At 73.1% G+C, this 14,447-nt stretch carries 14 protein-coding genes; 4 read left to right on the top strand and 10 right to left on the bottom strand.

Annotated features, from left to right (window positions below):
* Positions 1 to 141 precede the first annotated feature (141 nt).
* From IE225_RS05535 to IE225_RS05520, 4 genes are all read right to left on the bottom strand, one after another.
* The gene (locus IE225_RS05535; protein WP_190056198.1) at positions 142 to 897 is read right to left on the bottom strand and encodes an AIM24 family protein; all 756 of its coding nucleotides are present in this window, start codon (positions 895 to 897) and stop codon (positions 142 to 144) included.
* A gap of 17 nt (positions 898 to 914) precedes the next feature.
* Positions 915 to 1,595, bottom strand: a complete 681-nt coding sequence (locus tag IE225_RS05530; protein WP_190056197.1) for an AIM24 family protein — start codon at positions 1,593 to 1,595, stop codon at positions 915 to 917.
* A 12-nt stretch (positions 1,596 to 1,607) separates the two neighbouring features.
* Positions 1,608 to 3,362 (bottom strand): TerD family protein, encoded by a 1,755-nt coding sequence (locus IE225_RS05525; RefSeq protein ID WP_190056196.1) that lies wholly within the window; start codon positions 3,360 to 3,362, stop codon positions 1,608 to 1,610.
* A gap of 175 nt (positions 3,363 to 3,537) precedes the next feature.
* Positions 3,538 to 4,134, bottom strand: coding sequence for a M48 metallopeptidase family protein (locus IE225_RS05520; protein ID WP_190056195.1), 597 nt, complete (start codon positions 4,132 to 4,134; stop codon positions 3,538 to 3,540).
* Between the two features lie 360 nt (positions 4,135 to 4,494).
* Between IE225_RS05520 and IE225_RS05515 the strand changes: the two genes are divergently transcribed.
* Entirely contained in the window at positions 4,495 to 5,727 is a 1,233-nt protein-coding gene (locus IE225_RS05515; protein WP_190056194.1) for a TOMM precursor leader peptide-binding protein, read from the top strand.
* A complete protein-coding gene (locus IE225_RS05510; protein WP_190056193.1) occupies positions 5,720 to 7,090 on the top strand; it encodes an ABC1 kinase family protein in 1,371 nt (456 codons plus the stop codon). Before IE225_RS05515 ends, IE225_RS05510 begins: the two co-directional genes overlap by 8 nt.
* 294 nt (positions 7,091 to 7,384) lie before the next feature.
* Here the strand turns inward: IE225_RS05510 and IE225_RS05505 are convergent, their stop codons facing one another.
* The 4 genes from IE225_RS05505 to IE225_RS05490 form a co-directional block, all read right to left on the bottom strand.
* Complete coding sequence (locus tag IE225_RS05505) at positions 7,385 to 7,708, bottom strand: putative WhiB-interacting protein (RefSeq protein ID WP_190056192.1); 324 nt, start codon at positions 7,706 to 7,708, stop codon at positions 7,385 to 7,387.
* Positions 7,705 to 8,073, bottom strand: coding sequence for a WhiB family transcriptional regulator (locus IE225_RS05500; RefSeq protein WP_190056191.1), 369 nt, complete (start codon positions 8,071 to 8,073; stop codon positions 7,705 to 7,707). The genes IE225_RS05505 and IE225_RS05500 overlap by 4 nt, the downstream gene beginning before the upstream one ends.
* A gap of 175 nt (positions 8,074 to 8,248) precedes the next feature.
* Entirely contained in the window at positions 8,249 to 8,575 is a 327-nt protein-coding gene (locus IE225_RS05495; RefSeq protein ID WP_190056190.1) for a hypothetical protein, read from the bottom strand.
* A 163-nt stretch (positions 8,576 to 8,738) separates the two neighbouring features.
* Complete coding sequence (locus tag IE225_RS05490) at positions 8,739 to 10,949, bottom strand: ATP-dependent DNA helicase UvrD2 (protein ID WP_190056189.1); 2,211 nt, start codon at positions 10,947 to 10,949, stop codon at positions 8,739 to 8,741.
* Positions 10,950 to 11,140: 191 nt separating this feature from the next.
* Between IE225_RS05490 and IE225_RS05485 the strand changes: the two genes are divergently transcribed.
* Together IE225_RS05485 and IE225_RS05480 are read left to right on the top strand one after the other, a co-directional pair.
* Positions 11,141 to 11,398 (top strand): mycoredoxin, encoded by a 258-nt coding sequence (locus tag IE225_RS05485; protein WP_190056188.1) that lies wholly within the window; start codon positions 11,141 to 11,143, stop codon positions 11,396 to 11,398.
* Between the two features lie 199 nt (positions 11,399 to 11,597).
* Complete coding sequence (locus tag IE225_RS05480; protein ID WP_190056187.1) at positions 11,598 to 11,792, top strand: hypothetical protein; 195 nt, start codon at positions 11,598 to 11,600, stop codon at positions 11,790 to 11,792.
* A gap of 122 nt (positions 11,793 to 11,914) precedes the next feature.
* Here IE225_RS05480 and nudC read toward each other — a convergent pair whose 3' ends face one another.
* Complete coding sequence (nudC, locus tag IE225_RS05475; RefSeq protein WP_190056186.1) at positions 11,915 to 12,856, bottom strand: NAD(+) diphosphatase; 942 nt, start codon at positions 12,854 to 12,856, stop codon at positions 11,915 to 11,917.
* Between the two features lie 152 nt (positions 12,857 to 13,008).
* Positions 13,009 to 14,439 carry a dipeptidase gene (locus IE225_RS05470; protein ID WP_190056185.1) on the bottom strand — a complete coding sequence of 477 codons (1,431 nt, stop codon included), beginning with the start codon at positions 14,437 to 14,439 and terminating at the stop codon, positions 13,009 to 13,011.
* Positions 14,440 to 14,447: the final 8 nt, after the last annotated feature.

The raw sequence follows: 14,447 nt of genomic DNA, 5'->3' as shown, positions 1-14,447 counted from the left end.
CGTACGCGCAGGGGCCTCTCGACCGACACACACGCACGAGGGGTGCCCGAACGGCACGTGTGACGTGGGAGGGGCGTCCGCAGTGGCCGACGCCCCTCACCGGTCCTGGTCCCGGTCCGCTCGCGCGGTCTGCTCGCGCGGTCAGCTCCAGACGTTGCCCTGGTTCATCCCCCGGGCCCCCTGCTGCCCCATCCCGAACTGGGCGGCCAGCCCCTGGCCGATGACGGCGTTCTGCGGCGGCAGCAGCTCGCTGGGCTGCACCAGGGCGAAGCCGCTGCCCATGAAGCTGAGCTCCCAGCCCTCGCCGGTGTTGCCGCGGCGCCGCCACACCCCGGAGGAGTGCGTCTGGGCCTGCATCTGCACGCGCAGCCCGGTCGACCAGGCGACGATCGCGTCCGCGTCGCAGTTGACGTACTTATCGGGCGTCACCTGCAGCATCAGCGGCGCGCCGGAGGTCATCAGGGCGACCTTGCCGCGGCCGGTGATGTTGAGCTGGTACTTCCCCGAGCCGGAGATGCCGTAGAGGCTGTCGACGGCGACGACCTCGTGGTGGAGCGAGGAGTCCATCGCCAGCACGTAGCTGCTGTCGACGGTCAGCCCGTCCTGTTCGACATCCATGATGTGGACGTGCTGGGCCAGGTTGGCGAGGTAGACGGTGCCCTGACCGTGGCAGCGCATCAGGTCCAGGCCCTCGCCGGTGTGGGCACGCGCGCGTGCCTGGCCGCTGTGCTGGTACTCGGCGTCGAACTCGACGAGGCCCTGGTAGGCGACCATGGTGCCCTTGCGGGCGAGGATGTCGTCGTGGCCCTGGAGGGTGACGCGGAGCAGCTGCTTGTTCTGCAGGCTCCAGCGCTCCTGGGTCTGCTGGTCGGTGAAGGCGAAAAGCGGGCTCTGCATGGTGGTGTGACTCCCCCTCAGCCCCGGAACCGGATGCGGTCGGTGCTGTCCTCGCTGGGCTGGACGACGACGATGCCCTGGCCGGAGAAGGCGATCTGGAAGGCCTCGCCGCTGCCCCGGCCGATGAGCGACTGCGCCTTGAAACTGCGCTTGCCCTTCACCTTCAGGTTCGGGGACCAGGCGACGAGCGCGTCGGGATCGACGTACGTCTCGTCCTCGCCGCCGCCGCAGTCGACGACGATCGGCTCGCCCCGGGAGGTCAGCGCGACCCACCCCTGCCCGGAGATTTTGGTGTTCCACAGGCCCTGCCCGGCGAACTTCGCCAGGCCCTTGACCCGCTCCACGCCCCAGGTCAGGTGCGCGTCGAAGGCGAGCAGGTTGGTGGCGTTGACGGAGATCGCGTCGCCGTTGAGGTTGATGACGACGACGTCGGCGCCGTAGTCGGCGAGGTAGAGCAGGCCGTCGCCGGAGCACTTCATCAGGGGCGCGCCCTCGCCGGTGAGCCAGTCGCGGGCGATCTGGCGGACGGCGGGCGGGTTGGGCTCGTACTGGATGAAGCCCTCGTAGGCGACCATCGACCCCACGCGCGCGAGGAGGTCGTGTCCGGTCTGCAGGGCGACCTTGAGCATGTGGCTGCCGTGGTTCTCCATGCGGGCGGTGACGGGTGCGGGGACGTAGCCCGCGAGCTGCTGGGTCATGACGGGCTCCCTTTAGACCTCGTACGGCTGGACGACGACGAAGTTGCCGGGCGCGGCCCGGAACTGCAGGTTGACGCCCTCCCCGGTGTGACCGGGATAGGCGTTGCGGCGCATCCGCACCTGACTGGAGACGATCACCTGGGCGGCGGCGGACCAGGCGACGACGGCGTTGGAGTCGACGAACGTCGTCGGCGTCACCGGCAGCACCACGGGCATGCCGTGCGTCTTGACGACGAGGGTGCCGGTGCCCTGGAACTGCATGGTGAACAGGGCGCCGCCGGGGATGCCGTGGCCCTCGATGCGGCGCACCTCGTACTGCAGGCTCTCGTCGAAGGCGAGGACGTTCTCCGCGGAGACGCAGAGCGCGTCGCCCTGCAGCTCGACGGGGTGCAGGTGGGCGGAGTTCTCGGCGAGGAACACCTGGCCCTGGCCGGTGCAGCGCATCAACTGCATCTCCTGGCCGGTGGCGTTGCCGACGATCCGCCCGGCGAACCCGGCACCCTTGTAGGCGAAGTCGACCTTGCCCTGGTAGAGGACCATGCTGCCCTGCCGGGCCAGCACCGGCCGGCCGCCGATGCCGAGGTCGACGCGCACGAGTTTGCTGTTCTGCAGCGTCCAGCGCTGTCCGGTGGGCGCCTCCCGGTACTTCTGCAGCGCGGCCGCCACGCCGGGAGCCTGCGGGGCGCCCTGAGGAACGGTCTGGGCAACCCCGTGGGCGGCGGGCGGCCCCGGGACCTGGTGGCCGTAGGAAGGCTGCTGACCGTAGCCCGGGGGCGGGGTCGGCTGCCCGTATCCGGGCGGCGGCGCGGGGGCGTGCGGCGCGGCGGGCTGGGCGTAGCCCGGAGGCGGCGGGGGCGCCTGGGCCGGGACCTGACCGTAGGGCGCGGGAGCGGGCGGTGGCGGGGGCGCGGTGCCGCCGGGCGGGGTCATGGGGGCGACGACGGTGGGCGCCGCGTGCACCTGCGGGGACGGCACCGGCGCGGGCGGCGGGGTGCTGCCCTGCGGCGGGGCGAAGCCCTGCGGAGCGGGCTCCGGTACCGGAGTCGGGGCCGGTGCCGGGGCCGGCGGGGACGCCGGCGCCGGGGCGGAGGGCACGCCGAACGCGGGCGGCGGGGAGGGCGGAGAGGGCTGCGCCGGTGGCGCGAAGGACTGCGCGGGCGGCGGGGAGGGCTGCGCGGGCGGAGCGAAGCCCGGCGCGGAGCTGCTGCCGGGCTGCTGCGGGGCGGCCTCCTGCTCCTCCTCCAGGACCTCGCCGCCGAAGTTGCGCAGCAGGGCCTCCAGGCCGCCGTCGAAGCCCTGCCCGACCGCGGCGAACCGCCACCCGTCCTTGCGGTAGAGGTCGCCCAGCATCACGGCCCGCTCGGTGCTGAACTCCGAGCCGTCGAAGGCGTAGCGGGCCACCTCCTCACCACCGGCGACGATGCGCAGGTATCCGGGACCGACCTGGGACATCTGCCCGGCGCCGTCGAGGGTCGCGGTGAACGACAGCTTGTGGATCTGCGGCGGAACGCGGTCCAGGGTGACCCGGAAGGACTCCGTGTCGCCCGCCTGGGGACCCAGCAACTGGATCGCCTCTTCGGGAGACTTCGGCTGGTTGTAGAAGACGAAGTACCGGTCGTCCGAGAGGCGTTCGTCCGCGTCGAGACCGAAGCAGCTGATGTCGAAGGTCAGTCCGGGGCCGGAGATCTGCACGCCTACGTACAGATCCGTGCCCGCGGTGAGGTCACTGATCCTGGCCTTGTGGCCGCGTTGGAATTGCCTGGCCATGCGTTCCGACCGTCCCCCATCCCGAATGTGAGTGCGTCGCGCCAGGCTAGCGGCAAACTCCGGCACCGGAAGAAACCGGTACGGACCCGGTACACAATCCCCTGCCGGCCGTGCCGCACGCCCCTCAGGGGGCGTGGGTACGCCCGGCAGGGAACGTGGGTGCGCCCGGCAGGGGTCACTCGCCGGACGCGCCCGGCGGATGCGGCAGCCGGGCGGCCGCGGCCACACCCTCCAGGTAGCCGCGGGCCCGCTCGGTGCGCGGATAGGTCTCCAGCAGCCGCCAGAAGCGCGGCCCGTGGCCGGGTACCAGAAGGTGCGCCAGCTCGTGCAGCAGGACGTAGTCGACGACGTACTCGGGCATGCCCCGCAGCCGGTGGGAGAGGCGGATACTGCCCTCGGCCGGGGTGCACGAGCCCCAGCGCGTGTTCTGGTTGGTCACCCAGCGCACCGACGCGGGCCGGGCCCGGCCGCCGAGGTACTGGTCCGACAGTCGCGCGGCGCGTTCGGCCAGCTCGGCGTCACCGAGCTGCCGCCGGCTCTCCTGGGCGGCGAGCTTGTCGAGCATGACGCTCACCCAGCGCTGCTCCTCGGCCTGGGACATCCGGGCCGGGATGAGCACGACCGTGCGGTCGCCCTCGCGGTACGCGGAGACCGTCCTGCGGCGACGGGCACTCCGGCGCACCTCGATCGCGTCGGCCCCGGTGCCGCTGGACGGGGGGCTCGTCGTGCTGCGCTGAGGCGTTCGGGAGCTGTGCAGTGGGTCGGCGGACACGCCCCGACGTTACCCGCTGCACGCGCGGGAAGTCCCGGCTCCGGAACGGATCGGTTGTGCTTCACCGCCCGTGTGACGGCCCGGGAGCACGGACGACTGATTCGTACGACGAATCCGTCCGCCTGTGGACAACGCACGACGGCCTCCGGGCCGCCGGGGGCATGCTGGCACTCGTCGGCACAGCGGCCACCGGTTTCCGGACCGTCGTCCGCTCCACCGGCGCACGAGCCGTCACGCGACGTCACGCGACGTCACGGGGTGTCATGGTGCGTCACGGGTGCCACGAGGCATTTCGGCGACACGCACCACCGCCCTCCGACCACCGACCACCCACCACCGACCAGACCACGGGGGACCGACATGCACCCGGCACTGAAACCCGCGCTCAGGCGCGGCTGGCGCGACCTGAACACCGTGCAGTTCGGGATGACTCCGGCGCACGCCCTGACGCTGGGGCCCGTCGACACCGCCACGGGCAGTTTCCTGGAGCTCCTCGACGGCACCCGGGGACTCGCCCTGCTGCGTGCGGAAGGGCGGCGGATGGATCTGCCCGACGGACACGTCGACACGGTCGTGGAGCGCCTGTCCCGCGCCGGGCTGCTCGACGACGCCCGCGGTGGCGGACCGGCCGCCGAGGCCCTGCGCGAGAAGCGGGAGGTGCTGGACCGACTGCGGCCCGACCTCGCCTCGCTCTCCCTGGCCGTCCGCGCACCGGGGGACGCGATGGCCCGGCTCGCCGCCCGCCGCGCACTGCGGGTGCAGGTCAGGGGCGCCGGCCGGGTGGGGGCCACGCTGGCCGCCCTGCTGTCGGGCGCCGGCGTGGGGGAGGTCGACGTCCGCGACGTGGGCTGCGTCGAGCCGTGGGACGTCTCCCCGGGCGGGCTGCCCGCCGAGTCCGTCGGCACCCGCCGGGACGAGGCCGCCCGCCGGATGGTGCGCGCCGCCGCCCCGGACCGCCCGGCCCGCCGCGGCCCGGGGCGGACGCGGCGGATGCGGCAAACAGGCGGGGACGGTGCACCGGCCTGGTCCCTGGTGGTGATGGCCCCGCGGGACGACGTGGCCGTACACGCCCCCGACCCCTTGTCGGCCGAGCCGCTGCTCGCCTCCGGGACACCCCACCTGTATGCCGGGGTGGTGGAGGGCACGGGCGTGGTCGGCCCCCTGGTCCTGCCCGGTGAGACGAGCTGCGCGGGGTGTCTGCAGGCGGCCCGCGTCGACGCCGACCCGGCCTGGCCGCGGCTGGTCGCACAGTGGCGCTCCGCCAAGCCACGCCGGGTCCGGGCCTGCGACCTGACGCTGGCCGGTACCGTGGCCGGGCTGGCCGCGGCGCACGCGCTCGCCTTCCTCGACGGGCAGCGGCCCGCCGCCGCGGACGTCCGGTGGGAGATCGCCGTACCCGCGCTGACCTGGCACGCGCGGTCGATGCGGCCGCATCCCGCATGCCCGTGCGGTGCCGTGGAGAAAGCTAAAGGGGAACAGGCCGCAACCGGTGGGGGGACACGGGGGACAATGGCGGTGCACCGGCCGAACACGGAGCTACGCCGCCGGGTGGACGCGGCACGGCCTGCTGGGACTTGGAGGGCGCATGTCTGATCTTCCCCGGAAGGCGGTCACCCGGACCGCCAAGCTGGCCGCGCTCCCGCTCGGTTTCGCCGGGCGCGCGACCTGGGGACTGGGCAAACGGATCGTCGGCGAGTCCGCGGAACTCGTCGGCCGCGAACTGCAGCAGCGCACCGCCGAGCAGTTGTTCAAGGTTCTCGGGGAGCTGAAGGGCGGGGCGATGAAGTTCGGGCAGGCCCTGTCCGTCTTCGAGTCGGCGCTGCCCGAGGAGATCGCCGGCCCCTACCGGGCGGCGCTCACCAAGCTGCAGGACGCCGCGCCGCCGATGCCGACCCGTACCGTGCACACGGTGCTGGCCGAGCGGCTCGGCGCGGACTGGCGCGAGCTGTTCCTGGAGTTCGAGGACAAGCCGGCCGCCGCGGCCTCCATCGGCCAGGTGCACCGGGGCGTGTGGCACGACGGGCGCGAGGTGGCCGTCAAGGTGCAGTACCCGGGGGCCGGTGAGGCCCTGCTCTCCGACCTCAACCAGCTGAGCCGGTTCGCGCGGCTGCTGGGACCGCTCATTCCCGGCATGGACATCAAGCCCCTGATCTCCGAGCTGAGGGACCGCGTCTCGGAGGAGCTGGACTACGGCCTGGAGGCACAGGCGCAGCAGGCGCACGCGGAGGAGTTCGCCGGCGACCCGGACGTGGTGGTGCCGGCCGTGGTGCACCAGTGCGAGCAGGTGCTGGTCACCGAGTGGATCGAGGGCGTCCCCCTGTCGGAGGTGATCTCCAAGGGCACCCGGGAGCAGCGCGACCGGGCGGGCCAGCTGCTGTCCCGGTTCCTCTTCTCCGGCCCGGCCCGCACCGGCCTGCTGCACGCCGACCCGCACCCGGGCAACTTCCGCCTGCTCCCCGGCGGCCCGGACGGCGAGGACGACTGGCGGCTGGGCGTGCTGGACTTCGGCACGGTGGACCGGCTGCCCGGCGGCCTGCCCACACAGATCGGCGAGGCGTTGCGGCTGACCCTGCAGGGCGAGGCGGAGGCGGTCTACGACATGCTGTGCGCGGAGGGCTTCGTCAGGGAGTCGATCGAGCTGGACCCCGACGCCGTGCTCGACTACCTGCTGCCGATCATCGAACCGGCGCAGGTGGACGAGTTCACCTTCACCCGCGGCTGGATGCGCAGCCAGGCGGCCCGCATCGCCGATCCCCGTTCCCCCGCCCACCAGCTGGGCAGGCAGCTCAACCTGCCCCCGGCCTACCTGCTGATCCACCGTGTGACGCTCAGCACCATCGGTGTGCTGTGCCAGCTGGGTGCGACCGTGCGGCTGCGGGAGGAGCTGGAGCGGTGGCTGCCGGGGTTCGTGCCGGGGGACACGTTCGACGAGGAGGAACCCGCGGCACAGGCGTGAGGCGGCGCAGGCGCGAGGTGCGGTGTGCCGGCCGGGCCGTCGTCCGGGCCGTCGTCCCGTGGCGGTGACGCCGGGGCGGGCACGGTGCCGGACGACACGGCACGCGGCCGGTCCAACGCGGCGCGGGGAACGCGGCGCGGGGAACGCGGCGCGGGGAACGCGGCGCGGGGAACGCGGCGCGGGGAACGCGGCGCGGGGAACGCGGCGCGGGGGCCGGTCCGCTGGACGGACCGGCCCCCGCGGGCGGTTGCGGCCCTCGGGGAGGGCGCGGGTGTACCGGGGTGCGGTCGGCGGTTACTGCATCACCGCCATGGCGAGCGCGCGGCGGGCACGCAGCGAGGCGCGTTCCGCCCGGCGCTGCATCCGGCGGGCGACCGCCAGGCGCACGGCCCGGCGCTCCCGCTCGGCCTCCCGCAGTCGCTCGTGCATATGCGCACGTGCCAGGGCTTCTGGGATGAGTTGCATCTCGCGGGTCCTGTTCTGGCGCGACTCGTGCGCGCCGGTGGTCGTGACGTCTGTGTGCGCGGAGCCGATCGGCTCACTGGCGGACGGCTTCATCGGGGCCTGCTTCGCGGGGTCGTGCGTGAGGGGACGGTTGATCGTGCCTGCGGTGTTCATGCCGTGACCGGGTTCTTGCGCGGGCGGCCACGCGGCCGCTTGCGGGCGACGACGACACCCTGGACGAACAGCTCGCCACCCCAGACGCCCCAGGGCTCGCGCCGCTCCTTGGCGCCGGCGAGACAGGCCTCGATCAGCGGGCAGGTGCGGCACAGCGACTTGGCGTACTCGACGTCCGCGGGCGACTCGGCGAAGAACACCTCCGGGTCGTAGGAGCGGCACGGAACGGGCTCGCCGAGGTTCTCGATGGCGTCGTCGAGCGCGGTCAGCGCGGTGAGCGGAGTCAAAGCGGGGTCCTCCGTGGGGCCGGGCTTGGGGATCGTTTCGGAAGGCGGTACGGACGGGGCGTGCGCTTCGAGTTGCACGGTTGTCTTCCTCGTCTGGTCGGTCCGGCCGGTTGGCCGGGAGGCGGCTTGGTACCGGGTGTTCTGCTGTCCCGAGGCCCCTTCGTTCCGTCGCCCCCGGTGTGCGGGGAAAACAGAAGGGCCGCGGATCCCGGATGGGGTTCCGCGGCCCTGAAGGCGCCGGCCTGATCGGCGATCAGGCTGGATCACTCCAGGGTTTCGGCCCACGGAAGGCCCACATCAGGTGGTGCTGCGTTTCCTGCTTCCGGATTCCGGCACCGGCCGCCGCGAAGGCATAGGCGTGCGCCTGCGCCACTACGGCTTCCAGTGCCTTGGTCGGTCGCTCGTCGCGCTCACGGACGGGAAGGCCCGCGAAGGAACCGGCGAGGGACGCGGCGGACGCCGGAAGCACGGCACGGATGCCGGACATACCGGTGCCCGGGTTCGAGCCGCCGAACAGGCACAGGGAGACGGTCGAGGGATCGGTCATTTTCACGGTGGAGCTGGTGTTGATGCTGATCACTGGACTCGCCTCCTCTCGGCGTCTCGGGGACCGGTCGTCCCGGTTCGGTGGATGTGCAAGTACAACACGGAATCAGTGCCTCCGAGAAGGCCGCTGTTCCCGTGGCTAAGAACCTATGGGGATTGCCGGGGCATGCGCAAACTATTTTTTCGACGAGTTCGCATCAGTCCTCGCCCTCCCCCAAGTCGACTTCCCGGCCTGCGCAGATGGCCAAAACTTCGGTCCCGTAACGGCGGACCTTGCGCACTCCCACCCCCGGGATGCGGGCCAGCTCGCCCTCGTCGCCGGGGACGGACTCGGCGATCGCCATGAGGGTCTTCTCGGTGAACACGCAGAAACCGGGCTGCCCGCTGCGCCGTGCCTGCACCTCCCGCCACGCCAGCAGCCGCTCGTAGAGGCCCTCGTCCATGTCGGAGGGGCAGTCCTCGCAGCGCATCAGCTTCATCTCGCCCGCGTCGGTGAGCGTGCGCCCACAGACCCGGCAGCGGGCCGGGGTGCGGCGCCGGGGCCGCGGCGCGGCCGTCGCCGGCGGCGCCGCGGCCGTGCCGCCCGTGCCGCGGTCGACGCCGCCGGCGGCGCCCGCCGTGGGGCGGTCGGCGCGCTGCGGGGAGCCGGGGCGCAGCCCGTCCAGGAAGCGGCTGGGGCGCCGGCTGGGGCGGCCGCCCGGCGACCGGGACAGTGCCCAGGAGAGGTGCAGCCGCTGCCGGGCCCGGGTGACGCCGACGTACAGCAGGCGGCGCTCCTCCTCGATCTGCTCGTCGGTCCGGGCGTAGGTGATGGGCACCATGCCCTCGGCGACGCCGACCAGGAAGACGACGTCCCACTCCAGGCCCTTGGCCGCGTGCAGGGAGGCGAGGGTGACGCCCTGCACGGTCGGGGCGTGCTGGGCGCCGGCGCGCTCGTCGAGCTCGGCGACGAAGTCGGCGAGGGTGGCCCCGGGCCGGGCCGCGGCGAGGTCCTGGGCGAGGTGGACCAGGGCGGCGAGCGACTCCCAGCGCTCCCGGACCGCGCCGGAGCCGGCCGGCGGCTCCGGCGTCCAGCCCTCGCCGGACAGCACGGCGCGCACCTGGGAGGGCAGGTCGACGGCATCGTCGAGGGCGGAGTCGTTGGTGCCGAAGCGGGCGGCCCCGCGCAGGGCGATGCCCGCCTTGCGCACCTCGGGCCGGTCGAAGAAGCGCTCGGCGCCGCGCAGCTGGTAGGGGACGCCGGCATCGGCCAGGGCCTGCTCGTAGGTCTCGGACTGGGCGTTGGTGCGGAACAGCACCGCGACCTCGCTCGCGCGGACGCCGGAGTCGATCAGGTCGCGGATGCGGTGGGCGACGCCCTCCGCCTCGGCGGGCTCGTCGGCGTACTCGGTGAAGACGGGTTCGGGGCCGGTGGGGCGCTGGGAGACCAGTTCCAGTCGGTGGTCGGCGGCACGGCCGCGGGCCTGGGCGAGCAGGCCGTTGGCTAGGTGGACGATCTGCGGGGTCGAGCGGTAGTCGCGGACCAGTTTGATGACGGTGGCGCCGGGGTGGCGCAGGCGGAAGTCGAGGAGGTGGTCGGGGGTGGCGCCGGTGAAGGAGTAGATCGTCTGGCTGGCGTCGCCCACGACGCACAGGTCGTCCCGGTCGCCGAGCCACAGCTCCAGCAGGCGCTGCTGCAGGGGGCTGACGTCCTGGTACTCGTCGACGACGAAGTGCTGGTACTGGGCGCGCACCTGCTCGGCGATGTCGTGCCGGTCCTGCAGGACGGCGACCGTCAGCAGCAGCACGTCCTCGAAGTCGATGACCGCCCGGTCTCGCTTCACGTCCTCGTAGGCGCTGTAGAGGTGGGCGATCTCGGCGGCGTCGCGCGACGTCTCGCGGCCCACCCGCGCCGCCGCGAGCGGGTAGTCGGCGGGGACGGTCTGGGTGACCTTGGCCCATTCGATCTCCGCGGCGACGTCCCGCAGCTCGTTGCGGTCCAGGCGGATGCGGCAGGCGGCGGCCGCGTCCGCGACGAGGGGGATCTTGCGGTCGGCGAGCCGGGGCATGCTGCCGCCGATGGCTTTCGGCCAGAAGTACTGCAGCTGGCGCAGGGCCGCGGAGTGGAAGGTGCGGGCCTGGACGCCGTGCGCCCCGAGCTGGCGCAGCCGGCCGCGCATCTCGCCGGCGGCGCGGTTGGTAAAGGTGACGGCGAGTACGCTGGAGGGCTGCAGGATGCCGGCGCGCACCCCGTAGGCGATGCGGTGGGTGATCGCCCGGGTCTTGCCGGTGCCGGCGCCCGCCAGCACGCACACCGGGCCGCGCAGGGTGGTGGCCACCTCGCGCTGCTCGGGGTCGAGCCCTTCGAGTACCGCGTCGGCCGAGTCCGGTGCGAGCGGGAAGAGGGGGGAGTGCGTTGCTGCTGTCACACCGCCATGCTGCCAGGTCGCCGGGGACGGGTGAGCCGGTTGTCCACAGGGAGGGCCTCGCGGTCGTACTGGTACGACAGGTGTGCGGCATGCCGCACGCCCGGCGGCCTCCGGGCGGGAATGCGGGCCCTGACGTCCGCGTTCTTCCACTGCGACCCCACATTCCCAGTCGCAGAAGGAGCACGAGAGACATGCCGGGCACTGTGACGATGTACAGCACCACGTGGTGCGGCTACTGCCGTCGGCTCAAGAGCCAGCTGGACCGCGAGGGCATCACGTACGAAGAGATCAACATCGAGCAGGACCCGGAGTCCGCGGCGTTCGTCGAGAAGGCGAATGGCGGAAACCGCACGGTGCCGACGGTCCGGGTGGTTCCCGCCAACGGCGGTGACGAGGTCGTGATGACGAATCCGAGCCTTGCCCAGGTGAAGCAGGCCCTCACCGCCTGACCCCGCACCGCCTGATCCCGCACCGCACGACCCCCGACGGCCTCGACGGCGATCGGGGGTTTTGTGTGCCCTGTGCGCTCCCGCCGCCTGCTCCTTTCGAGCGCACCGGATGCCGTGTTTCGAGCGCATCGGATGCCGTGCCCGGCCCGGCGGACCGCCGGCCGCCCGGCTGTCAGACCCTCCCCTTACTGTGCACGGCATGGACATGAACGATCCCCAAGACGTGGCCGCGGCCTTCTGGGCCCAGATCCTCGGTTTCACGATCGTCGAGGAGCCGCCGGCACCGGACACCCCCCTCGGTCGCGTGCTCGCCTTCATCGTCGAGCACGGCGAGGACGCGCTCAGGGACGAGCACATCGAGGCCGCGACGGAGGGGCGCCCCCTGCTTCCGTGAGGCGTCCCCTGCTTCCGTGAGGCGTCCCCTGCTTCCGCGAGCACGAGGCGGGGACGGGCCGGTCGTACCGCCTCGTACCTCACCCGTGTCTCAGGTGCCGCGCGTATCAGTTGTCACGCCTATTAGATGCCGCGTGTCGGCATGGGCTTGCCGTACCACAGTTCGATCAGGCGGGCCGCGATCGAGATGCCGTACGGCGGCATGACCTCGCCGGAGTCGAACGCGGCCGTCAGTTCGTCGCGGGTGAACCAGCGGGCCTCGTGGATCTCGTCGCCGTCCACCCTGATCTCGGTGGACGTGGCGCGGGCCATGAAGCCGAGCATGAGGCTGTACGGGAAGGGCCAGGGCTGGCTGGCGACGTACTCGACGTGGCCGACGGTGATGCCGACCTCCTCGTGGATCTCGCGGCGCACCGACTGCTCGACGGACTCGCCGGGTTCGACGAAGCCGGCGAGCGTGGAGAAGCGGCCCTCGGGCCAGTGGACCTGGCGGCCGAGCAGGATGCGGTCGTCCTCGTCGGTGACCGCCATGATCACGGCGGGGTCGGTGCGCGGGTAGTGCTCGGCGCCGCAGGCGGGGCAGCGGCGGATGTGGCCGGCCGCGGCGATCACGGTGCGCTCGCCGCAGCGGGAGCAGAAGCGGTGCAGGCGCTGCCAGTTCTCCAGGGCGACGGCGTGCACCATCAGCGCCGTGTCCCGGGGTGAGAGCAGCAGGCCCGCCTCGCGCAGGCCGGCCGGGCGGGCCGACTGGTCCATGCGGCCGGGCAGGGAGTCCTTCTGGAGGGCGAAGTAGCTCACGCCGTCCTCGTCCGTGCCGAGGAAGTAGCGGTGCGCCTCGGTGAGGGGGGCCTCGAAGGAGGGGGTCATGACGAGCTCGGTGCGGCCGTCGGGCGTCTCGTCGATGAGGACCTGGCCGCCGGAGACCACGAAGCAGCGCGTCGACGGGTGGCTCCATGCCGCGGCGAGCCACGCCTCGTCGAGCCGGTGGTGGGCGGCCCGGTCGATGCCGCTCGGGGCGGTGAGCGAGATCGGCCGGTCGGCTGTGTGGTCGGTCCAGGTGGTCAAGATGCTTCCAACTCCCCCAGGGAACGGTGTTTCGGCGGCGGGTCGGCGGGACGTACGGCGGGCGGACGACCGCGTGCGGCGGGGCCTGGGTGTGCGGGGCGGCCTTTACAGTGTGCCTCGCACGGGCTGCCGGCCGGTGCGGCGTGGGCGGGTCATGGCGTGCCGCGCCAGTGCTCGGCCAGGTCGCCCCACAGGTACGCGGCGGTCTCGACGCCCTTGAAGAGCAGGTCGAGCTCGACCTTCTCGTTGGGGGCGTGCCAGCCGTCGGACGGGACGGAGATGCCGAGGAAGAGGACCGGGGCGCCGAGGACGTCCTGCAGGTCGGCGGCCGGGCCGGAGCCGCCCTCGCGCGTGAAGAGGACGGGTTTGCCGAAGGCGCGGCCCATGGCGCGGACGACGGACTGCAGGGCGGGGTGGTCCAGGGGGGTCAGGCAGGGGCGGGTGGCCGCGCCGAAGGTGATCTCGTGCCGGATGCCGGCGGGCAGCCGGTCGGCGGCCCAGGCGCGCACGGCCTTCTCCACGTGGTCGGGGTCCTGCCCGGCGACCAGGCGGAAGGAGAGCTTCACCAGGGCCGTGGCCGGGACGACCGTCTTGCTGCCGGGGCCCTGGTAGCCGCCGCCGATGCCGTTGACCTCGGCGGTGGGGCGGGCCCAGATGCGCTCCAGGGTGGTGTATCCGGCCTCGCCGTGGGTGGCGTGGGACCTGGCGGTGCGCAGCCACTGCCGCTCGTCGAAGGGCAGCTCGGCGAAGAGGGCGCGTTCGCGGTCGCTGAGCTCGGCCACACCGTCGTAGAAGCCGGGGATCGCCACGCGCCCGTGCTCGTCGTGCAGGGCGGCGACGAGGCGGGCGGCGGCGGTGGCCGGGTTGGGCACGGCGCCGCCGAAGGAACCGGAGTGGATGTCCTCGTCCGGGCCGTACAGCCGTATCTCGCACTCGGCCAGGCCGCGCATGCCGGTGCACACCGTGGGCGTGTCCGCGGACCACATGCCGGTGTCGGAGACGATCACCGCGTCGGCGGCGAGCCGGTCGGCGTGCCGCTCGACCAGGGCCCGGAAGTGCGGGGAGCCGGACTCCTCCTCGCCCTCCACCAGCATCTTCAGGTGCACGGCGGGGCTGGTGCGGCCGGTGGCGGCGAGGTGGGCGCGCACGCCGAGTGTGTGGAAGAACACCTGGCCCTTGTCGTCAGCGGCCCCGCGCGCGTAGAGCCGCCCGTCCCGTTCCACGGGCTCGAACGGTTCGGTGTCCCACCCGTCCTCGCGGGCGGCGGGCTGCACGTCGTGGTGGCCGTACACGAGGACCGTGGGGGCGCCGGGGTCGTCGGAGGGCCACTCGGCGAACACGGCCGGGGCGCCCGGCGTCTCCCACACCTCGGCGGTGGGGAAGCCGGTCTCCTTCAGGTGGGCGGCGAGCCAGTCGGCGCTGCGCCGGACGTCAGCGGCGTGCTCGGGCAGGGCCGACACCGACGGGATGCGCAGCCACGCGGCGAGGTCGGCGAGGAAGGCGGCGCGGTGCCGCTCGATGTGGGCGCGAACGGCCCGGACGGCACGGACGGCGCTGACGGCACTGTCAACGGACTGGCTCATGTCCTCGA

The sequence above is a fragment of the Streptomyces echinoruber genome, assembly GCF_014651135.1.
In the GTDB taxonomy this organism is placed as follows: Bacteria; Actinomycetota; Actinomycetes; order Streptomycetales; family Streptomycetaceae; genus Streptomyces; species Streptomyces echinoruber.
This window is presented reverse-complemented; position numbering and strand designations above follow the sequence as displayed.